17 protein-coding genes are annotated in these 21,392 nt (G+C 71.9%); 4 read left to right on the top strand and 13 right to left on the bottom strand.

The window, feature by feature from the left end; genetic code table 11:
* Positions 1-51 precede the first annotated feature (51 nt).
* From ACWFR1_RS18480 to rsmH, 13 genes are all read right to left on the bottom strand, one after another.
* On the bottom strand, positions 52-771 hold the full coding sequence (locus ACWFR1_RS18480) for a YggS family pyridoxal phosphate-dependent enzyme (RefSeq protein ID WP_453552350.1): 720 nt from the start codon (positions 769-771) through the stop codon (positions 52-54).
* Positions 768-1,508, bottom strand: coding sequence for a peptidoglycan editing factor PgeF (gene pgeF / locus ACWFR1_RS18475; RefSeq protein WP_453552348.1), 741 nt, complete (start codon positions 1,506-1,508; stop codon positions 768-770). Before pgeF ends, ACWFR1_RS18480 begins: the two co-directional genes overlap by 4 nt.
* A complete protein-coding gene (gene ftsZ, locus ACWFR1_RS18470; RefSeq protein WP_453552346.1) occupies positions 1,505-2,719 on the bottom strand; it encodes a cell division protein FtsZ in 1,215 nt (404 codons plus the stop codon). The genes pgeF and ftsZ overlap by 4 nt, the downstream gene beginning before the upstream one ends.
* A 281-nt stretch (positions 2,720-3,000) precedes the next feature.
* Positions 3,001-3,804 carry a cell division protein FtsQ/DivIB gene (locus tag ACWFR1_RS18465; protein ID WP_453552344.1) on the bottom strand — a complete coding sequence of 268 codons (804 nt, stop codon included), beginning with the start codon at positions 3,802-3,804 and terminating at the stop codon, positions 3,001-3,003.
* Positions 3,805-3,824: 20 nt separating this feature from the next.
* A complete protein-coding gene (murG, locus tag ACWFR1_RS18460; protein WP_392296983.1) occupies positions 3,825-4,919 on the bottom strand; it encodes an undecaprenyldiphospho-muramoylpentapeptide beta-N-acetylglucosaminyltransferase in 1,095 nt (364 codons plus the stop codon).
* Positions 4,920-4,925: 6 nt separating this feature from the next.
* Complete coding sequence (ftsW, locus tag ACWFR1_RS18455) at positions 4,926-6,266, bottom strand: putative lipid II flippase FtsW (protein ID WP_453552341.1); 1,341 nt, start codon at positions 6,264-6,266, stop codon at positions 4,926-4,928.
* Positions 6,267-6,321: 55 nt separating this feature from the next.
* Positions 6,322-7,761, bottom strand: a complete 1,440-nt coding sequence (murD, locus tag ACWFR1_RS18450) for a UDP-N-acetylmuramoyl-L-alanine--D-glutamate ligase (protein ID WP_453552339.1) — start codon at positions 7,759-7,761, stop codon at positions 6,322-6,324.
* Positions 7,743-8,813, bottom strand: a complete 1,071-nt coding sequence (mraY, locus tag ACWFR1_RS18445; protein WP_453552337.1) for a phospho-N-acetylmuramoyl-pentapeptide-transferase — start codon at positions 8,811-8,813, stop codon at positions 7,743-7,745. The genes murD and mraY overlap by 19 nt, the downstream gene beginning before the upstream one ends.
* Complete coding sequence (locus ACWFR1_RS18440) at positions 8,810-10,234, bottom strand: UDP-N-acetylmuramoyl-tripeptide--D-alanyl-D-alanine ligase (RefSeq protein ID WP_453552335.1); 1,425 nt, start codon at positions 10,232-10,234, stop codon at positions 8,810-8,812. Before ACWFR1_RS18440 ends, mraY begins: the two co-directional genes overlap by 4 nt.
* A gap of 4 nt (positions 10,235-10,238) precedes the next feature.
* Entirely contained in the window at positions 10,239-11,966 is a 1,728-nt protein-coding gene (locus ACWFR1_RS18435; RefSeq protein ID WP_453552333.1) for a UDP-N-acetylmuramoyl-L-alanyl-D-glutamate--2,6-diaminopimelate ligase, read from the bottom strand.
* A 16-nt stretch (positions 11,967-11,982) separates the two neighbouring features.
* The gene (locus ACWFR1_RS18430; RefSeq protein ID WP_453552331.1) at positions 11,983-13,974 is read right to left on the bottom strand and encodes a peptidoglycan D,D-transpeptidase FtsI family protein; all 1,992 of its coding nucleotides are present in this window, start codon (positions 13,972-13,974) and stop codon (positions 11,983-11,985) included.
* Between the two features lie 7 nt (positions 13,975-13,981).
* A complete protein-coding gene (locus tag ACWFR1_RS18425; protein WP_453552329.1) occupies positions 13,982-14,518 on the bottom strand; it encodes an FtsB family cell division protein in 537 nt (178 codons plus the stop codon).
* The gene (gene rsmH / locus ACWFR1_RS18420; RefSeq protein ID WP_453552327.1) at positions 14,515-15,471 is read right to left on the bottom strand and encodes a 16S rRNA (cytosine(1402)-N(4))-methyltransferase RsmH; all 957 of its coding nucleotides are present in this window, start codon (positions 15,469-15,471) and stop codon (positions 14,515-14,517) included. Before rsmH ends, ACWFR1_RS18425 begins: the two co-directional genes overlap by 4 nt.
* 377 nt (positions 15,472-15,848) lie before the next feature.
* Here rsmH and ACWFR1_RS18415 point away from each other — a divergent pair, with 377 nt between their 5' ends.
* The 4 genes from ACWFR1_RS18415 (at position 15,849) to ACWFR1_RS18400 (ending at position 21,359) form a co-directional block, all read left to right on the top strand.
* Positions 15,849-16,388, top strand: coding sequence for a beta-class carbonic anhydrase (locus ACWFR1_RS18415; protein WP_453552325.1), 540 nt, complete (start codon positions 15,849-15,851; stop codon positions 16,386-16,388).
* Between the two features lie 179 nt (positions 16,389-16,567).
* Positions 16,568-17,587, top strand: coding sequence for an AAA family ATPase (locus ACWFR1_RS18410; RefSeq protein WP_453552323.1), 1,020 nt, complete (start codon positions 16,568-16,570; stop codon positions 17,585-17,587).
* Positions 17,587-18,936, top strand: coding sequence for a DUF58 domain-containing protein (locus tag ACWFR1_RS18405; RefSeq protein ID WP_453552321.1), 1,350 nt, complete (start codon positions 17,587-17,589; stop codon positions 18,934-18,936). The genes ACWFR1_RS18410 and ACWFR1_RS18405 overlap by 1 nt, the downstream gene beginning before the upstream one ends.
* On the top strand, positions 18,933-21,359 hold the full coding sequence (locus tag ACWFR1_RS18400) for a transglutaminase TgpA family protein (protein WP_453552319.1): 2,427 nt from the start codon (positions 18,933-18,935) through the stop codon (positions 21,357-21,359). The genes ACWFR1_RS18405 and ACWFR1_RS18400 overlap by 4 nt, the downstream gene beginning before the upstream one ends.
* The last annotated feature ends 33 nt before the right edge of the window (positions 21,360-21,392 follow it).

Below are 21,392 nucleotides of genomic sequence, written 5' to 3'. Positions count from 1 at the left end.
GTTCTGCGGAATGACCATATTTTCTGCTGTGGTCCGACTTGCTTCGCGACGTTACCCGAGCTTCGGGCGGACACCGAGCACCGCCGTACCGACGCGTACGTGTGTCGCCCCGGCAGCGACGGCCTCCTCGAGGTCCGCACTCATCCCTGCTGACACCATGTTCGCAGCCGGACGGGTCGCGCGCAGGGCAGTCGACAAATCCATCAACCGGTCGAAGGCGGCGCGCTGTCTGCCCGCGTACGGACCGGAGAGCGGCGCGACGGTCATCAGGCCGTCGAGCCGCAGGCCGGGTGCGGCGTCCACCGCGGCCGCCAACTCCTCGATCCCCTCCGGAGAGACGCCGCCACGGGCGCCGCGCTCCCCGGACTCGGCGTCGAGCGCGACCTGGAGCAGACAGCCGAGTTCGCGCCCCTCCTTCTCCGCGGCCGCGGAGAGAGAGGAAACGAGCTTCAACCGGTCGACGGACTGCACCACATCGGCATAACCCACCACGGATCGGACCTTGTTGGTCTGCAACTGGCCCACGAAGTGCCAGGTCAGATCAAGGTCCGCGCACGCGGCGGCCTTGGGGGCGGCGTCCTGGTCGCGGTTCTCGGCGACGTGCCGCACGCCCAGTTCGTACAGAATGCGCGCATCGCTCGCGGGGTAGGTCTTGGTGACCACGATGAGGGTCACCTCCTCCCGCGCGCGCCCCGCCGCGGCGCAGGCCGCGACGATGCGCTCCTCCACCCGGGCGAGATTCTCGGCGAGTTGCGACTTCCGGTCCGTCATGTCTCTTCCTGGGTCAACCAGACATATCCCGCGAGTCGCCCTGTGGTGCGGTCGCGGCGGTACGAGTAGTGGTCACCGGATTCCCGGGTGCAGACCTCACTGGCCCGCCGGTCCGTGACGCCGAGCCGTTCGAGCTGGGCGTGCACTCCGGCGGTGACGTCGACGGCGGGGGTGCCCCAGCTCGTCTCGGCCCAGGCGGCGGGTTCGGTCTCCGCGACCTCGGCCCGCATCGCCTCCGGCACCTCGTAGCACCGCCCGCACACGGCGGGGCCGGTGCGGGCGACGATCCGGGCGGGGTCGGCGCCGCGAGCGATCATGGCCTCGACGGCGGCGGGGACGATCCCCGCGACCATTCCGGGCCGCCCGGCGTGGGCGGCGGACACGACCCCGGCGACGGGATCGGCGAGCAGGACCGGGACGCAGTCCGCGGTGAGGACGGCGAGGGCGAGCCCGCGGGCCGAGGTCACGAGACCGTCGACCGCCGGGACGGGCCCGGTGCTCCACGGGCCCTCGACCTCGGCGACGTCCGCGCCGTGGACCTGGTTCATCCAGACGACCCGCGCCGGTTCGAGCCCGAGGGCTCCGGCTGCCAGTGCCCGGTTGGTCCGTACGGCCTCGGGGTCGTCCCCGACCGCGCCGCCGAGATTGAGCTCCTCGTACGGAACGGCGCTCACCCCGCCCCACCTGTCGGTGAAGGCGAAGTGCGCGCCGTTCGCGTCGAAGGACTGCCCTATCACTTCAGGAAGTCCGGGACGTCCAGCTCTTCGGCCTGGGAGTCCGCGTACGGACGGGCCGGCGGGACGACCGGCGGGGCCGGCGTCAGCGGGGTCTCGTTGACGGCCGGGACAGGCTCGACCGGGACGGATACCGGCTCCTCGCGGGGAGCCACCGTGCCGAGTCCGCCCATCGGGCGGGACGGCTCGCTGATGCGGGGGGCCGGAGCCGGCTCCTCGCGCTTGGCCGAGACCGAGCCGATGATGTTGTCCCGGCGGGCCGGCGGCTGGCCGCCGTCGAAGCCCGCCGCGATGACGGTGACCCGGACCTCGTCACCGAGGGCGTCGTCGATGACGGCGCCGAAGATGATGTTGGCCTCCGGGTGGGCCGCCTCGCTGACCAGCTGCGCGGCCTCGTTGATCTCGAAGAGACCGAGGTCGCTGCCGCCGGAGATGGAGAGCAGCACGCCACGGGCGCCGTCGATGGAGGCCTCCAGGAGCGGCGAGGAGATCGCCATCTCCGCGGCGGCCACCGCGCGGTCGTCGCCACGGGCGGAGCCGATGCCCATGAGGGCGGATCCGGCCTCGGACATGACCGACTTGACGTCGGCGAAGTCGAGGTTGATCAGACCCGGGGTGGTGATGAGGTCCGTGATGCCCTGGACGCCGCTCAGCAGCACCTGGTCGGCCGACTTGAACGCGTCGAGCACGGAGACCTGACGGTCCGAGATCGAGAGCAGTCGGTCGTTCGGGATGACGATGAGGGTGTCGACCTCTTCGCGGAGTTCGGCGATGCCGTCCTCCGCCTGGTTGGCGCGACGCCGGCCCTCGAAGGTGAAGGGTCGGGTGACCACACCGATCGTCAGGGCGCCGAGCGAGCGCGCGATGTTGGCGACGACGGGTGCGCCGCCTGTGCCGGTACCGCCGCCTTCGCCGGCGGTGACGAAGACCATGTCGGCCCCCTTGAGGACCTCCTCGATCTCCTCACGGTGGTCCTCTGCCGCCTTGCGACCGACGGCCGGGTTGGCCCCGGCGCCCAGGCCGCGGGTGAGTTCACGACCGACGTCGAGCTTGACGTCGGCGTCGCTCATCAACAGCGCTTGCGCGTCGGTGTTGATCGCGATGAACTCGACGCCCTTGAGGCCGACCTCGATCATTCGGTTGATGGCATTGACACCACCGCCGCCGACACCGATGACCTTGATGACTGCGAGGTAGTTCTGCGGTGCTGCCACGTCGAAGGCCTCTCGCCTCGAGTTACGTGTCGCCGCTACGCGGTGGTTGGTCGCGCTGCGACGACGGATGCCGATTGGGGCGGTCCGGAACGCCGACCCAAACCCTAACGTTGAAGTTTAGGGTTACCAGTGTCTCTGTTCGCTGGACTCTTCCGAACAGGACACTAAGTCGACAAGCGGCGCACGTTCAACGAACACGCCGAACCTCCCGTTTTTCTTTTCACCCTATGTGATCACCCGGAGCGCTGGCGAACCAGGGTCCTGGCCAGCGCCGATGTCCGTCAACTCCCGGACGACGCGGGCGCCATGGGGGCACTTACATCGAAGTGCCCCGCTTTGGGCGAGGCCTTCATGAGGGCGGTCAGCACCCGGGCTTTCACCGGGCCGTGCTCGGCGCTCCCCCAGAAGACGGTGCGCCCTTCGGTCAGCTCCAGAGTGACGGAATCGTACGAGGTGACGCGGACGACACGAGTGTTCTGGGCGATTTCCCGCGGGAGTTCACCCCGGACGCGGACCGCCTCGCCGAGGAGCCGGTCCGCGTCGAAGCGGCGCAGACTGGGCGAACCGGCGGCATTGAGGACGAGCCGGGGCACACCCTTGGGGGCCGTGTCGACGGTGGCGAACCGGACGCCGGTCGCGTCCACTTCGATGAACTTCGTGCCCTTTTCCAGCAGGAGAACGGGCTTCCGTTCTGTCACTTTCAGACCGATTCCGTGCGGCCAGGACCGTACGACGTCGACCGACGCGATGCGCGGAAACCCCTGCCGGAGCCGCTCCTCGATCGCCTCGGTGTCGACGGTGACCATCGGGGCACCCGCCGGAACGGCCGCGACCGCCTCGATCTCACCGGGGGTCAGAACCCTTGTGCCGGAAGTCTTCACACGTTCCACACGGAACCAGGTCGATCCGTAGAGCGCCCAGATCACGCCGGCCGTGAGCACGACGACGCCGAGCACGACGAGGAGCACCCGGGGGGCGGGCACCCGGAATCGATGATTCCGGGTGCCGGTGCGGGACGGCCGTTCCGACGACCCCTTCGGCTGCTTCGCGCCGCTCTTCTCGGCGGTCGTCGATCCGGCTGCCACGCTTCCGCCTTTCGCCGCCGCTACGCCTGTCGGCGGGCGGCGATCGCCTCGTACACCATGCCGACGAGCAGGTCGTCGGCGTCCCGGCGGCCGAACTCGGCGGCGGCACGGGACATCTCGTACAACCGGTGCGGATCGGCCAGGACGGGCAGGACGTTGCCCTGCACCCACTGCGGCGTCAGCTCCGCGTCGTCGACGAGGAGTCCGCCGCCGGCCTTGACCACCGGCTGGGCGTTGAGCCGCTGTTCGCCGTTGCCGATGGGCAGCGGGACGTACGCGGCGGGCAGCCCGACGGCGGAGAGCTCGGCGACGGTCATCGCGCCCGCGCGGCAGAGCATCATGTCGGCCGCGGCGTACGCGAGATCCATCCGGTCCACGTACGGTACCGGGACGTACGGCGGCATACCGGGCATGTTGTCGACCCGCGGCAGTTCGTTCTTGGGGCCGACCGCGTGCAGGATCTGGATGCCGGAGCGCTGGAGCACCGGGGCGACCTGCTGGACGACCTCGTTGAGCCGCCGGGCGCCCTGCGAGCCGCCCGAGACGAGCAGCGTCGGCAGGTTCGGGTCGAGCCCGAAGGCGGCGCGCGCCTCGGGGCGCACCCGCGCCCGGTCGAGGGTCGCGATGGTGTACCGCAGCGGGATGCCGATGTAGCGGGCGTTGCGGAGCTTGCTGTCCGGGGTGGCGACGGCGACCCCGGCCGCGTACCGCGAGCCGATCTTGTTGGCCAGGCCGGGCCGGGCGTTGGCCTCGTGGACCACGATCGGCACCCCGAGGCGCTTGGCCGCGAGATAGCCGGGCAGTGCCACGTAGCCGCCGAAGCCGACGACGCAGTCCGCCTTCGTGCGCTCCAGGATCTGCTCGGCGGCCTTGATCGTGCCGCGGAGCCGCCCGGGGACGGTGATCAGCTCAGGGGTGGGCTTGCGGGGCAGCGGTACGGCGGGGATGAGCGCCAACTCGTAGCCCCGCTCGGGCACGAGCCGGGTCTCCAGACCCTTTTCCGTGCCCAGCGCTGTGATCCCCACGCTGGGGTCCTGCCTGCGCAGGGCATCCGCGAGGGCCAGCGCGGGCTCGATGTGGCCGGCGGTCCCCCCGCCGGCGAGTACGACATGCACCGAAATTCACCGCTCTCCGGACGGGCGCTTCTTGACGCGCCGTCGCATCGACTTCCATCTCACCCCGGCCCGCTTGCCCCAGCCGGGGCGGCGCATGGCCAGGGCCGCTTTCGCGGCGGGTTCCTGTCGCGCGAAGGCGATGAGGAGCCCGACGGCGAACATGGTCGGCAGCAGGGCCGACCCCCCGTACGAGAACAGCGGGAGCGGGACTCCGGCGATCGGCAGCAAGCCGAGCACCGCACCGATGTTGATCACGGCCTGCGCCGTGATCCAGGTGGTCACGCCTCCCGCGGCGTACCTCACGAAGGGGTCCTCCGTGCGTCCGGCCACGCGGATACCCGCATAGCCTAGAGCCGCGAACAGGGCGACTACCGACAGCGTCCCCGCGAGACCCAGTTCCTCACCGGTCACCGCGAAGATGAAGTCGGTGTGCGCTTCGGGGAGTTGCCCCCATTTCTCCACACTCGCACCGAGCCCGGAACCGAACCATCCGCCCGAGGCCAGCGCATAGATTCCGTGCGCGGCCTGGAGACACGGGGCTCCCTCGCCGCCGGGGTCGGTCGCGCCGATGCAGTCGAAGCGCTTCATCCGGTTGTCACTCGTCTTGATCAGCAGGACACCGATCGCGCCGGCCACGGAGAGTACCCCGACGAAGAGCCGGGTGGGCGCGCCGGCCGTCCACAGCAGACCGAAGAGGATCGCGGCGAGGATGATCGAGGTGCCCATGTCGCCGCCGAGCATGATCAGCCCGAGCAGCATGAAGGCACCGGGCACCAGCGGCACCAGCATGTGCTTCCACTGGGTCAGCAGCCGCATGTCCTGCTTGCGGGCGAGCAGGTCGGCCCCCCACAGGATCAGTGCCAGCTTGCCGAACTCGCTGGGCTGGAGCTGGAAGGGGCCGCCGAGCGAGATCCAGTTCTGGTTGCCGTTGACGGAGTGCCCTATGCCGGGGATCTGCACGAGCACCATCAGGAAGACGGCGCCGACCAGGATCGGGTAGGCGAGCGCCCGGTGGAGCTTGACCGGCATGCGGGAGGCGGCCAGGAGCAGTCCGGTGCCGAGGAGCGCGGCGAAGAACTGCTTCCGGAAGAAGTAGGAGGGCACCAGGTCGTAGCGGAGCGCCGTGATCATCGAGGCGGAGAAGACCATCACCAGGCCGAGCATGGTGATGAGCAGTGCGGCGCCGATGATCACGTAGTACGCGGTGAGGGGCCTGTCCCAGGCCTTCAGCGCCCGCTCACGCAGCCGGCGTACGCCCCCGCCGCGTGGCCGCCGCGGGGTCGCCGGCGCCCGCCCTCCGCCGCGTACGGCGGAAGGCCGGCGTGTCCCCGCGATCTTGCTCGGCATGGTCGCTGCCCCCTCCAGTCGTGCCCGGTCCGGCCGGACCCTCCCAGTGGTCGGGTCAGGCGTCCCCGGTGGTGGCGAGGGCGCGGACCGCGTCCGCGAAGGCCTCGCCCCGCTTGTTGTAGTTGGTGAACATGTCCATCGAGGCGCAGGCCGGGGCGAGGAGCACCGTGTCCCCCGGGCGGGCCAGCCGGGCCGCTTCCCGGACCGCCTCGGACATCGCCCCAGTGTCGGTCCGGTCGAGGTCCACCACCGGGACTTCCGGGGCGTGTCGCGCCAGGGCTTCCCGGATCAGCGCGCGGTCGGCGCCGATGAGGACGGCCCCGCGCAAGCGCTTCGCCGACTTCTCCACGAGCTCGTCGAAGGCCGCGCCCTTGGCGAGGCCACCGGCGATCCAGACGATCGGGTCGTAGGCCGCCAACGAGGCTTCCGCGGCGTGGGTGTTGGTGGCCTTGGAGTCGTCGACGTACGTGACGCCCTCGATCTCCTCGACCAGTTCGATGCGGTGCGGGTCGGGCCGGAAGGCCTTCAGTCCGTCCCGTACGGCCTTCGCGTCGACGCCGAAGGCGCGGGCGAGGGCGGCCGCGGCCAGCGCGTTGGCGATGTTGTGCGGGGCCGGGGGCTGGACGTCGACGACCTCGGCCAGCTCCTGGGCGTTCTTCTGCCGGTTCTCGACGAAGGCCCGGTCGACGAGGATGCCCTCGACGACGCCCAGTTCGGACGGGCCGGGGGTGCCGAGGGTGAAGCCGATCGCGCGGCAGCCCTCCTCGACGTCGGCCTCGACGACGAGGTCCTCGGTCGCCTTGTCGGCCACGTTGTAGACGCAGGCGACCTGGTTGCCCTCGTAGATACGGCCCTTGTCGGCGGCGTACGCCTCCATGGAGCCGTGCCAGTCGAGGTGGTCGGGCGCCAGGTTGAGCACGGCGGCCGAGTGGACGCGGACGGACGGCGCCCAGTGGAGCTGGTAGCTGGAGAGCTCGACGGCGAGGACGTCGTACTCCTCCTCGCCGAGGACGGCGTCGAGGAGCGAGACCCCGATGTTGCCGACGGCGGCGGTCCGCAGACCGGCCGCCTCCAGGATCGAGGCGAGCATCCGCACGGTCGTGGTCTTGCCGTTGGTACCGGTGACCGCGAGCCAGGGGGCCGCGTCAGGGCCCCGCAGGCGCCAGGCGAGTTCGACGTCGCCCCAGATCTCCACGCCCGCCTCGGCGGCGGCCGTGAAGAGCGGCTTGTCGGGGCGCCAGCCGGGGGTGGTGACGATCAGCTCGGTGCCGGACGGCAGGGTGGCCCCGTCGCCGAGGCGGACGGTGATGCCCTCCGCCTCCAGGTCGGCGGCCTGCGCCCGGGAGCGCTCGTCGTCGCCGTCGTTGACGACGGTCACGACCGCGCCCAGTCCGTGCAGGACCCGGGCGGCCGGGATCCCGGAGACCCCGAGCCCCGCGACGGTGACCTTCTTGCCGTTCCAGTCGAGCTGTTCTGTCACTTCGACGATGCCCATCCCGCGTAGAAGAGGCCCAGGCCCACGATCACGCACATGCCCTGGATGATCCAGAACCGGACGACGACCAGGACCTCGGACCACCCCTTGAGTTCGAAGTGGTGCTGGAGGGGAGCCATCCGGAAGACGCGCTTGCCGGTCATCTTGAACGAGCCGACCTGGATGACCACGGACATCGTGATCAGCACGAACAGGCCGCCGAGCAGGGCCAGCAGGAGCTCCGTACGGGAGCAGATGGCGAGACCGGCCAGCGCGCCGCCGAGGGCCAGCGAGCCGGTGTCACCCATGAAGATCTTGGCGGGCGAGGTGTTCCACCACAGGAAGCCGAAGCAGGCACCCATCAGCGCGGAGGCGACGACCGCGAGGTCGAGCGGGTCGCGCACCTCGAAGCAGGCGTTGGGGTTGGTCAGCGTCACCGCGTTGGCACAGGACTCCTGGAACTGCCAGAGCCCGATGAAGGTGTATGCGCCGAAGACCATCACCGAGGCGCCGGTGGCCAGACCGTCCAGACCGTCCGTCAGGTTCACGCCGTTGGACATGGCCAGGATCATGAACAGCGCCCAGACCACGAACAGCACCGGTCCGATGGACCAGCCGAAGTCCGTGATGAAGGAGAGCCGTTCGGAGGCGGGCGTGAGCCCGCGCAGGTCCGCGAACTGCAGCGACAGCACGGCGAAGGCGATGCCGACGATCAGCTGGCCGGCCATCTTCGCCTTGGCCCGCAGACCCAGCGAACGCTGCTTGACGATCTTGATGTAGTCGTCGAGGAAGCCGACCAGGCCCATGCCGGCCATGAGGAACAGCACCAGGACGCCCGAGTACGTCGGGTCCTCACCGGTGATGACCTTGGCCAGGGCGTACGCGACGATCGTGGCCAGGATGAAGGAGATACCGCCCATGGTGGGCGTGCCCTTCTTCCCGGCGTGGCCGCGCGGGCCGTCGTCGCGGATGAACTGCCCGTACCCCTTGCGGGCGAGGAGCTTGATCAGCAGCGGGGTGCCGATCAGGGTCAGGAAGAGGCCGATGGCCCCCGCGAAGAGGATCTGCCTCATCGTCCGGCGACCTCGCCCTCGGTGTCGAGGAGGGCCAGCGCGACCCGTTCGAGACCGACCGACCTGGAAGCCTTCACAAGGACGACGTCCCCCGGGCGCAGCTCACTGCGCAACAGGTCGACAGCCGCCTGCGCGTCGGACACGTGCACCGACTCCTCACCCCACGAACCCTCGTTATATGCGCCCAGTTGCAGCCAGGACGCTTCCCTGTCCCCGACCGCGACGAGCTTGCTGACGTTGAGCCGGACGGCGAGCCGTCCGACCGCGTCGTGCTCGACGAGCGATGCGTCACCGAGCTCGGCCATCTTGCCGAGCACCGCCCACGTACGAGCCCCTCGGGCCTGTGCGGCCCGGCCCATGGACGCGAGCGCGCGCAGGGCGGCTCGCATGGACTCGGGGTTCGCGTTGTAGGCGTCGTTGACGATCGTCACGCCGTCCGGACGCTCGGTGACCTCCATGCGCCAGCGCGACAGGGTGCCGGCCTCGGAGAGCGCGGTGGCGATCTCTTCGACATGCATGCCCAGCTCGTGCGCGACGGCGGCCGCGGCGAGCGCGTTCGACACGTGGTGCTCACCGTACAGGCGCAAGGTCACGTCACTGCACCCGGTGGGTGTGTGAAGCGTGAAAGCAGGCTGTCCGTTCTCTGTGAGGCGGACGTTCTCGGCCCGTACGGCCGCTTCGTCCGCTTCGCCGAAGAGGATCACGCGGGCCTTGGTGCGGCTCGCCATCGCGCGGACGAGGGGGTCGTCGGCGTTGAGGACCGCCACTCCCCCTTCCTCGGCCGTCGGCAGGGCCTCGACGAGCTCGCCCTTGGCCTCGGCGATCTGCTCCCGGCCGCCGAACTCGCCGATGTGGGCGGTGCCCACGTTGAGGACGAGGCCGATACGGGGCGGGGTGAGGCCCGTGAGGTAGCGGATGTGCCCGATGCCGCGGGCGCCCATCTCCAGGACGAGGTGCCGGGTCTCGTCGCTCGCGCGGAGCGCGGTGAGCGGCAGGCCGATCTCGTTGTTGAGGGAGCCCGGCGTCCACACGGTGGGCGCGTGCCGGTCGAGGACCTGGGCGATCAGGTCCTTCGTGGAGGTCTTGCCCGCGGAGCCGGTGAGGGCGACGACGTCGGTGCCGAGCCGCTCGACGACCGCACGGGCGAGGGCTCCGAGCGCGGTCTGCACGTCGTCCACGACGATCGCGGGGACGCCGACGGGACGGGCGGCGAGCACGGCCGCCGCACCCGCCTCGACGGCGCGCACCGCGTAGTCGTGGCCGTCGACGTGCTCACCGGCGAAGGCGACGAAGAGGCTGCCGGGTCGCACCTCACGGGAGTCGATGACGACGGGCCCGGCGACCCGGGCGGCCGGATCCGGTATGTCGTGCGGCTGCCCGCCGACGATTTCGGCGATCTCGGCGAGGGAGAGGGCGATCACTGCTTCATCCCTGACTGTTCTGGTGGCTGTCTTCGGCGCTGTCTTCGGCGCTGTCGTCCACGGGGGCGACCTGGCCGTTCTGCTCGAGCATCGCGGCCTGTCCGACGATCGCCGCGCGCAGGACCTGGCGGTCGTCGAAGGGGCGTACGACCCCGGCGACTTCCTGGCCCTGCTCGTGGCCCTTGCCCGCGACCAGGACGGTGTCGCCCGGCTCGGCGCGGGCCACGGCGGCGGCGATGGCGGCGGCGCGGTCGGCGAGGACGAGGACCTCGCCGCGCTCCTCCGCGGGAACCTCCGCGGCGCCGGCGAGCATCGCGGAGAGGATCACGAGCGGATCCTCGGAGCGGGGGTTGTCGGAGGTCAGGACGGCGGTGTCGGCGAGCCGGGCCGTGGCGGCGCCCATCGGGCCGCGTTTGGTGGTGTCCCGGTCGCCGCCGCAGCCGATGACCACGTGCAGCTTGCCCTCGGTGACCTCGCGCAGGGAGCGCAGGACCGATTCGACGGCGTCCGTCTTGTGGGCGTAGTCGACGACCGCGAGGTACGGCTGGCCGGCCTCGACCCGCTCCAGGCGGCCGGGCACGCCGGGGACGGCGGCGATGCCGTCGGCGGCGCTCTTCGGTTCGAGGCCCGCGGCGGCGAGGGTCGCGATCGCGGCGAGGGTGTTGGCGACGTTGAACGGGCCGGGCAGCGGGGCGGTGGCGGAGATCCGCTCGCCCTGCGGGCCGACGGCGGTGAACGTCGAGTCGTGGGAGCCGAGGAGGAGGTCCTCGGCGCGCCAGTCGGCGTCCGCGCGGCCCTCTGCGGAGAAGGTGACGATCGGGACGGTCGCCTCCTTCGCGAGCCTGCGGCCGTAGGCGTCGTCGAGGTTCACGACCCCGAGCCTGCTGCGCTCGGGGGTGAAGAGCGCGGCCTTGGCCCGGAAGTAGTCCTCCATGTCGGAGTGGAACTCCATGTGCTCCGGGCTGAGGTTGTTGAAGACGGCGACGTCGAAGACGCAGCCGTCGACCCGGCCGAGCACGAGGGCGTGGCTGGAGACCTCCATGGCGACGGCCTCGACGCCCCGCTCGCGCATGACGGCGAAGAGCGCCTGGAGGTCGGTGGCCTCGGGTGTCGTGCGCTCCGACTTGATGCGCTCGTCGCCGATGCGCATCTCCACGGTGCCGACGAGGCCCGTGCTCCGCCCCGCGCCGCGCAGGCCGCCCTCGACGAGGTAGGCCGTGGTGGTCTTGCCGGAGGTGCCGGTGATGCCGATCTGGAGGAGGGCGGCGCCTGGCCGCCCGTAGATCTCGGCGGCGAGCTCGCCCATCCGGCCGCGCGGGTTCTCGACGACGAGGACCGGCAGGCCGGTCGCCGCGGCGCGCTCGGCGCCCGCCGGGTCGGTGAGGACCGCGGCGGCTCCGAGTCCGGCGGCCTGGGCGACGAAGTCGGCGCCGTGGACGCGGGCGCCCGGCAGGGCTGCGTACACGTCCCCCGGGCGTACGGCCCGGGAGTCGTGCGTGATCCCCGTGATGTCCACGGGGCCGGCGTCGGGGGTCTCGACGCCCAGCTGTGCGGCCAGGTCGCCCAGGGGTGTCGGGCGGGCCTGCTCCGGCCGGGGCGGGGTGGTTCGGTACTGATCAGCGTGTGGCACGGCGGTGAGCGTACCGGGCGTACCCTCCGCGGGGCCAAAAGAGCCCGGGGCGTCGCCGGAGTTCGATTTCCGGTTCCCGGAATGGTGGGTGATCGTTGTCACTGGTGCTCCCGGAGTGTCACGGGGTGGGGTCGAAAGTGACCGGCAGTCGGGCCGGCTCCTTGCCCGTGGGGGCGACGTGCAGGGTCTTGAGGGCGAACTCCATGACCTTCTTGTAGATGGGACCGCAGATCTGGCCGCCGAAGTGGCTGCCCTTGGTGGGGTTCTGGATGGCGCAGTAGACGGTGATCTGCGGGTCGTCGGCGGGCGCGAATCCGGCGAAGGACGCGGTGTAGCCCTTGTAGCGGCCGAGCTCGGGGTCCACGCGGTTGGCGGTGCCGGTCTTGCCCGCGACGCGGTAGCCGGGGATGGCGGCCCGGTTGCCGGTGCCCTCCGCGTCGTCGACGACGGACTCCAGCATCGTGGCGAGCGTGTCGGCGGTCTTCTCGCTGACGACCCGGCTCTTCTGGGGGGCGGGGGCCGGGCTGAAGCGGCCGTCGGGCCCCTTGGTGCCGCGGATGAGCGTCGGTTCGACCCGTACGCCTCCGTTGGCGATGGTCGAGTAGACCGAGGCGGCCTGCATCGCGTTGACGGAGAGGCCCTGCCCGAAGGGGATCGTGTACTGCTGCGAGGTGGACCAGTCCTCGGGCTTGGCGAGGATGCCCGGGGTCTCCCCCGGGTAGTCGAGGCCGGTGGGGCTGCCGATGCCGAACTTGCGCAGGTAGGAGTGGAGGATCCGGTTGGACTCGGCCTGGGTGGCGCCGAGCTGACCGGTGGCCAGGATGGTGCCGATGTTGCTGGACTTGGCCAGGACGCCGTTGAGGGTCAGGTACCAGGTCTTGTGGTCGACGTCGTCCTTGAAGAGCCGGTCGCCGCGGTGGAGCCGGTTGGGGACGGTGACGTGGGTCTGGGGGATCGCCTTGCCCTCCTCCAGGACGGCGGCCATCGACATGACCTTGCTGGTGGAGCCGGGCTCGTAGGCGTCCTGGAGGGCGGCGTTGCCCATGGAGGCCGCGTTGGCCGCGGAGAGGTCGTTGGGGTCGAAGCCGGGGGCGTTGGCCATGGCGAGGACCTCGCCCGTCCTCGTGTTCTGGACGACGACGTACCCGCGGTCGGCCTTGGACTTCCTCACCTGCTCGGTGACGGCCTGCTGGGCGGCCCACTGGATGTCCCGGTCGATGGTGAGCTCGATGTCCGAGCCGGGGACGGCGGGCGTGCCCTGGGAGCCGGCGGTGGGCACCTGGCGGCCGCCGGACTCGGTGAAGCGGACCTTGCCGTCCTTGCCGGCGAGCTCCGGGTCGAGCATGGACTCGACGCCGCCGGCGCCCTTGCCCTCAGCGTTGACGTAGCCCAGTATCCCGGCGGCGAGTTCGCCGTTCGGGTAGACGCGCTTGGTGCTGGGCTCGCTGAGGATGCCGCCGAGCAGATTGACGCCGGTGCCGCCGGTGGCGCGGGACTTCTCCCCGTAGACCTTCCTGAGGTCCTTGATCTGGTTCCAGACCTGCGGCGTCTGCTTGCGGGCGAGCAGGGTGTAGCGGGACTTGGGGGTCTTGAGCTTCTTCACGAGCTCGGCGGGTTCCTTGCCCAGGATCGGGGCGAGGAGGGCCGCGGCCTGCTCCGGCGCGTCGGGGAGCTTGGACTCCTCGGGCGTGAAGAGCTTGGGGTCGGCGGTGATGTCGTACGCGTCGACGCTGGCGGCGAGCGCGATGCCGTTGCGGTCGGTGATCTCGCCCCGCTCGGCGGAGAGCGTGTGGTCCTGGAAGCGGTACCTGTCGGCCTTGGCCGCGTACGCGCTGGCGTCGACGGCCTGGACCTGGAGCAGCCGCACCACGAAGACCAGCATGACGAGGGTCAGGCCGAGGGAGATCAGCCGGAGCCGGGGCCGGGGGCTGCCGAGCCGGATGGTGCGGGGCTGCCGGGCCGGGGGCCGGGGCGCGGGGCGCCTCGCGGCCGGGCGCGGAGCGGGCCGCGACGCGGGACGGGTCGGGCGGGCGCCGGCGGAGGCGGGCCTGGGGCGTGCGGGCCGGGCGGGTCCGGGGACGCGGCGGCGGGGTGGCTCCTTGGAGGGCACTGCGCGGTCACCTGCCGGAGGTCGGTTGTACGGAAGCGGCTGCGGGCGCTGTGGGTGCCTGGCTGGTCCCGGTGGGGGCCGAGCCGGTGGGTGTGGTGCCGGTGCTCGCGGGCGGCGTGGGCTTCGTGTCCGGGGGAGGCGTGGGCGTCGGCGTCGGCGTCGGGCTCGGCTTCGGGGAGGTCGCGACCGAGGGCTCGCCGAGCACCTTGCCGTCCGGGCCGAGGAAGGCGGGGCTGCCGCCCGGGACCATGCCGAGCTCGCGGGCCCGCCGCTCCAGGGCGTCGGGCGCCGCGTAGTCGTCCACGTCCCGCTGGAGCGCCTGCTCCTGGTCGGTGAGCTCGGTGGTCCTGTCCTTGAGCTCGCGCAGCTTGAAGGAGCCCTGGTTGAGGGCCGAGTTCAGCAGGAGCAGGGCGATGAGACCGCCGCCGAGGAGCACGAAGACGAGCAGGACGAAGGGGGTGCGGGCGGCCGAGCTGGGTCCCGACGGCATGAGCCGTCCGAGGCGCGCGGCCCGCCCTTTGAGGGGCCCCTTCGCCGTGCTCACAGCACGTCCTCCCGGATGCGCTGCGCGCCCCTGAGCCGGGCGGGCGCGGCGCGCCGGTTCTCGGCGACCTCTTCCTCGGTGGGGAGCTCGGCGCCCCGGGTGAGGAGCTGGAGGCGGGGCTGGTACTTCTCCGGAACCACCGGGAGTCCGGGCGGCGCGGTCGTCGTGGCGCCGGCCGCGAAGACCTGCTTGACGATGCGGTCCTCCAGCGACTGGTAGGAGAGGACGACGACCCGGCCGCCGACGGCGAGGGCCTTCACGGCCGCCGGGATGGCCTTCTCGACGCTGTCGAGCTCACGGTTGACCTCGATGCGCAGGGCCTGGAAGGTCCGCTTGGCCGGGTTGCCGCCAGTGCGCTTGGCCGCCTGCGGCAGGGAGTCGCGAATGAGTTCGACGAGCCGGGCGCTGTTGGTGAAGGGTTCCTTCTCGCGCTCGCGCACGACGGCGGAGACGATGCGCTTGGCCTGCTTCTCCTCGCCGTACGCGCGCAGGATGCGGACCAGCTCGCCGGGCGGGTAGGTGTTGAGGACCTCGGCCGCGCTGATGCCGGTCGTCTGGTCCATGCGCATGTCGAGCGGGGCGTCCTGCGCGTAGGCGAAGCCGCGGTCGGCCTCGTCCAGCTGCATGGAGGAGACGCCCAGGTCGAAGAGGACGCCGTCCACCTTGGGGATGCCGAGCCGGTCGAGGACCTCGGGCAGCTCGTCGTACACGGCGTGGACGAGCGTGGCGCGCTCCCCGAAGGGGGCGAGGCGCTCGCCGGAGAGGCGCAGGGCCTCCTTGTCCCGGTCGAGGGCGACGAGCCGCGCCTCGGGGAACCGCCGGAGCAGGGCCTCGCTGTGGCCGCCGAGGCCCAGGGTGCAGTCGACGACGACCGCGCCGGGGCGCTCGAGTGCGGGGGCCAACATGTCCAGGCACCGCTGGAGCATCACCGGGACGTGTCGGTCGTTGCTCAATGCGCCCTCTCAGATCCGGCGCGGTGGTACGTACCGCCGGGCTGCCGCCCCGCGCCGGCTGCCGCGCGAGCGGGAGCTGGCCGAGCCGTAGGTACCGCCGCACACACGGGGGAGAAACCGCGGAAATCGCCCGATCCGTGCGATTCCGCTCGATGTCTCCGTGAACTTCGCGTCACTTTAGTCCACGTGACCCGCCGGTCAATCAACCGGCTGGCGCGTCGCGCGGAGCCGGCGGACCCGTGGGACATTCCGGGCGGCTCACCCGTTCGGAGCCGTACGCGCACGGCCTGTGGGTTAGCTCACAACAAGGCTCATTGATGTTCTTTGTCCCCTCTCACAGCGAGCCTGGCGCCCCTGTGCCCGTTAACGTCGGAACCATGTCGACATCCGCGCACACCTCTGCCGACGCCATACGCACAGCCGGCACGGTCACCGACCGTCTCGTCGAGGCGAACGAGCGCTACGCCGCCGATTTCAGCGACCCGGGAATGGACGCGCGCCCCGTGCTGCGCGTCGCCGTCGTCGCCTGCATGGACGCCCGTCTCGACCTCCACGCCGCCCTGGGCCTCCAGCTCGGCGACTGCCACACCATCCGCAACGCGGGCGGCGTGGTCACCGACGACGTGATCCGGTCCCTCACGATCAGCCAGCGCGCCCTCGGTACGCGCAGCGTCATGCTGGTCCACCACACGAACTGCGGTCTCGAATCGCTCACCGAGGACTTCCGGCACGAGCTGGAGGACGAGGTCGGCCAGCGGCCGGCCTGGGCGGTCGAGGCCTTCCGTGACGTGGACCAGGACGTCCGGCAGTCGATGCAGCGGGTGCGGACCTCCCCGTTCCTGCTGCACTCCGACGACATCCGGGGCTTCGTCTTCGACGTCACGACCGGTCTGCTCCGCGAGATCGACCCCTCCTAGTCGTCTCCGTACGGCAACAGTCGGATCGGCACAACGGGTCAAACCCCGACATCCCCCGCGCACTTGTCCACAGGCGAGTGACACGACACGGCCACGGCAACAAGAATGCTGGGGTGACACCCCCCGAACCTTGTCCCCGGGGGCAGGTGTCCGTGTTCCGGAAGGCCGAGGAGGGCCGGGTGACGACCTATGACGATCGAGCGAGCCTCACTGATCTGACCACGACCGCGGAGCGTGTCCGCAGGTCGGTGGAGAGTGTGATCGAGGGCAAGCCCGAGGTCGTACGGCTTTCTCTGACCGTGCTGCTCGCCGAGGGACACCTCCTCATCGAGGATGTCCCCGGCGTCGGCAAGACCATGCTCGCCAAGACGCTGGCGCGGTCCATCGACTGCTCGGTGCGCCGCATCCAGTTCACTCCCGACCTGCTGCCCTCGGACATCACGGGCGTGTCGATCTTCGACCAGCAGCGGCGGGAGTTCGAGTTCAAGCCGGGCGCGATCTTCGCCCAGATCGTGATCGGCGACGAGATCAACCGCGCGTCGCCGAAGACCCAGTCCGCGCTCCTGGAGTCCATGGAGGAGCGGCAGGTCACCGTCGACGGCCAGACCTACGAGCTGCCCAGCCCGTTCATGGTCGTCGCCACCCAGAACCCGGTGGAGATGGAGGGCACCTACCCGCTGCCCGAGGCCCAGCGCGACCGGTTCATGGCCCGGGTCTCCATCGGCTACCCGAGCGCCGAGGCCGAGCTCCAGATGATCGACACCCACGGCTCGGTGTCCCCGCTGGACGACCTCCAGCCGGTCGCCCACGCCCACGACATCGTGAAGCTGATCGACGCGGTGCGCGCGGTCCACGTCGCCGAGTCCGTCCGCCGGTACGCGGTCGACATCGTCGCCGCCACCCGCTCCCACCCCGACCTGCGGCTCGGCGCGTCGCCCCGGGCCACGCTCCACCTGCTGCGGGCCGCGAAGGCCTCCGCCGCGCTCAGCGGACGCGAGTACGTCCTGCCGGACGACCTCCAGGCGCTCGCGGCGCCCGTCCTCGCCCACCGGCTGATGCCGACGGCGCAGGCCCAGCTGAACCGGCGGACGGCCGAACAGGTCGTCCAGGACATCCTCCAGCGCACCCCCGTCCCGGCCGCGGCCCCGCCGGCCGGACCGCTCTACGGCCAGCAGCAGCCCGGCGGCCGGCGGCTGTGATGACCACCGCTGCCGTACCGGACGGGCAGCGGGGCGAAGACGACCGGGGCGGGCTGCGGGCCGCCTTCGGCGGTCTCACCACCCGCGGCCGGTCCTTCCTCGCCGCCGGGGTGGCCGCCGCGATCTGCGCGTACGTCCTCGGCCAGGCCGATCTGCTGCGCGTCGGGCTGCTCCTCGCCGCCCTGCCGCTGATCTGCGTCCTCGTGCTGCACCGCACGCGCTACCGGGTCGCGGCCTCCCGCCGTCTCACCCCGCAGCGGGTGGAGGCGAGCTCCGAGGCCCGCGTCCAGCTCCGGATGGAGAACGTCTCCAAGCTCCCCACCGGGCTGCTGATGCTCCAGGACCACGTCCCGTACATGCTGGGGCCCCGCCCGCGCTTCGTCCTCGACCGGGTCGAGGCGGGCGGCCGGCGCGAGGTCTCCTACCGGGTCCGCTCCGACCTGCGCGGACGCTTCCCGCTGGGCCCGCTCCAGCTCCGGCTCAACGACCCCTTCGGGATGTGCGAGCTGACCCGTTCCTTCAGCGCGTACGACACCCTGACCGTCGTCCCGCGCACGGAGGCCCTGCCTCCGGTGAAGCTCCCCGGCGAGGCCGCGGGGTACGGCGACGGGCAGCAGCGCTCCCTCGCGCTCGCCGGCGACGACGACGTCATCCCGCGCGCCTACCGGCACGGCGACGACCTGCGCCGCGTGCACTGGCGCTCCACCGCCCGCTACGGCGAGCTGATGGTCCGCCGCGAGGAGCAGCCGCAGCGCGCCCGCTGCACGGTGCTCCTCGACACCCGCCGGGTCGCCTACCAGGGCACCGGCCCCGACTCCGCCTTCGAGTGGGCGGTCTCCGGCGCCGCCTCCTCGCTGGTGCACATGCTGGAGCGCGGCTACGCGGTCCGGCTGCTCACCGACACCGGCAGCGCGGTGCCCGGCGAGGGCTCCGACGGCTTCGCCGGCTCGGCACAGGACTCGGCCGACACGGCCGGTCTGATGATGGACACCCTCGCGATCGTCGACCACTCCGAGGGGGCGGGGCTCTCCCGCGCCTCCGACGCGCTGCGCGGCGGCAACGAAGGACTGCTCATCGCCTTCCTCGGTGACCTCGACGAGGAGCAGGCCGCCCTGACCGCCCGGATGCGCGGGCGGACCGGCGCGGCCGTCGCCTTCGTCCTGGACTCGGGCACCTGGCTGACCGGCGGCGCGATCGGCGGGGCGGTCGAGAACCGCGTACGACAGCTGCGCGAGGCGGGCTGGACGGCGCTGGCCGTGCCGCCGGGGGCGCGGATCGCCGACCTGTGGCAGCAGGCGGCCGGAGCCCGTACGGACTCCGCCGCCGACACCTACGGAGGTTGGTCATGAGCGGCCGCGCACGGCTGACCCTCGCCTCCTGGGGTGCCACCCTGATGGCGGCCGGGGCGCTGCTCCCGCTGGTGAAGCCGGCGACCTGGATCTTCACGGCGGCCTTCGTCCTCGCCCTGGTGAGCGGCGCGGGCACGCTGGCCCGGCGGGTGCCGCTGGCCCGGCCGCTGACCCTGCTGGCGCAGGTGGCCCTCGTGCTGCTCGCCCTGACCGTGATCTTCGCCCGGGAGCAGGCGATCCTCTGGCTGATCCCCGGCCCGGAGGCGGTCTCGTACGCCGTCGACCTGTTCTCGGCGGGTGCCGAGGACGTCGGCCGGTACGCGGTCCCGGCGCCGGACACCGAGGGCATCCGGCTCATGCTCGTCGGCGGTGTGGTCGGGATCGGGCTCCTGGTGGACACCCTCGCGGTCACCTTCCGCAGGGCGGCCCCGGCCGGTCTTCCGCTGCTCGCGCTGTACTCGGTGGCCGCCGGGCTCTCCGGTGGCGGCGCGGGCTGGCTCTGGTTCCTCCTCGCGGCCACCGGCTATCTGCTGCTGCTTCTCGCGGAGGGCCGCGACCGGCTCTCCCAGTGGGGGCGGGTCTTCGGCGGTGCCCAGCGCTCCGGCCGGCCGGGCTCGGCGGTCGCGAGCGGCGGCCCCGCCTTCGCACCGGCCCGCACCGGCCGCCGGATCGGTGCCGTCGCGATGGGCGTCGCCATGGTGGTGCCGCTCGCGCTGCCGGGTCTCTCCGGCGGCCTCTTCGGTGGTGGCGGCGGCGAGGGCGGTGGAGGCACCGGCAAGGGCGGCACCATCTCGGCCGTGAACCCGCTGGTCTCCCTCCAGAACAATCTGCGCCAGCAGGACGACCGCGAGGTCCTCCGCTACCGGACCAACGCCCGCGACACCAGCGGCCTGTATCTGCGGCTCGTCGCCCTCGACCAGTTCGACGGCGCCTCCTGGAAGTCCTCGGTCCGCCCGATCGAGGACGTGCCGAAGCAGCTGCCGTGGCCCCCGGGGCTCGGCCAGGACGTCAAGGTCACCGAGGTCATCACCAACTTCGTCGCCTCCGACGCGTACGAGCAGCGGTGGCTGCCCATGCCGTACCCGGCGGACCGGGTAGACATCAGCGGGAAGTGGCGCTTCGAGCCGGCCGGCCGGATGCTCGTCGGCGACGACAAGCAGACCACCAGCGGCGTCCGCTACCAGGTCGCCAGCCTGGAGGTGCAGCCCACGTCCGGGCAGCTGGTCGCGGCCGGGCCCGCCCCGGAGAAGCTGCGCACCGAGTACACGAAGGTCCCCGACTCCCTCCCCGACGACGTGAAGGCGAAGGCGCTGGAGGTCACGAAGGGCGCGCGCAACGACTACGAGCGGGCGGTGAAGCTCCAGGACTGGTTCGCCGAGGAGGGCGGCTTCCGCTACGACGTCGACGTGGACTCCGGCACCGGGGTGCAGGCGATCTCCCGCTTCCTGAAGGACAAGGAGGGGTTCTGCGTCCACTTCTCCTTCTCCATGGCGGCGATGGCCCGCTCGCTCGGTGTCCCCGCGCGGGTGGCCGTCGGCTTCATGCCGGGCACGACGCAGACCGACGGCTCCGTCTCGGTGGGCATCCGGGACGCGCACGCCTGGCCCGAGCTGTACTTCGACGGGGCGGGCTGGATGCGGTTCGAGCCGACTCCGTCGCGGGGCTCCACCCCGGCGTACACCCGGCAGGAGACGCCCTCGGGCGCGACCACCGGTCCCGCGCAGCCCGAGCAGAGCGCCTCGGCGCAGCCGACCGCGGCGCCGAGCGCCTCGGAGAGCTGCACGCCGCAGATGCGGAGGCTCGGCGACTGCGGTCCTGACGCGGCGGTGGGCGGCGATCCCTCGGACGGTTCCGGTACGGATCCGCTGAAGGTGGTGCTGCTGTCCCTCGGGGCGCTCGTGGTGCTCGCCCTGCCGTTCCTGCCGGCGCTCTGGCGGACCCGCGTCCGGGCCCGACGGCTCGGTCCCGGCGGCGGTCGCGGCCCGGAGGAGCTCGCGGCGCGGACGCTCGCGGTCTGGCAGGAGATCACCGACACGGCCTGGGACTACGGGGTCGAGCCTGACGAGTCGATGACGCCCAGGAAGACGGCGGCGCGCATGGTCCGACTGGGTGAGCTGAAGGGCGAGCCGGCGGACGCGGTGCACCGCGTGGCCCGTGCGGTGGAGGAGGCCCTCTACGCGCCGCGGCCGGTGCCGGCCGCGGGTCTCGCGGAGGAGGCCGCCCGGATCAGGGCCGGTTTCCACGCGAGCGCCGACGGCCGTGCGCGCCTCCGCGCCCGCCTGGCCCCGCGCTCGGCCGTCCGCCTCCGCTGGGGAGCCTCGGCGCGCTGGTCGTCCGTGACGGCGGCGTGGTCGCTGCGACGGCACACGCTGGTCTCCCGGACCACGTCCCTCTTCCGCCGCACGCCCCGCGAGGCGGGCTGACGGTCAGGGGGCAGGGGCGGGGCCGCTCTCCGC

Source organism: Streptomyces sp. NPDC055103, from assembly GCF_053607625.1.
This window is presented reverse-complemented; position numbering and strand designations above follow the sequence as displayed.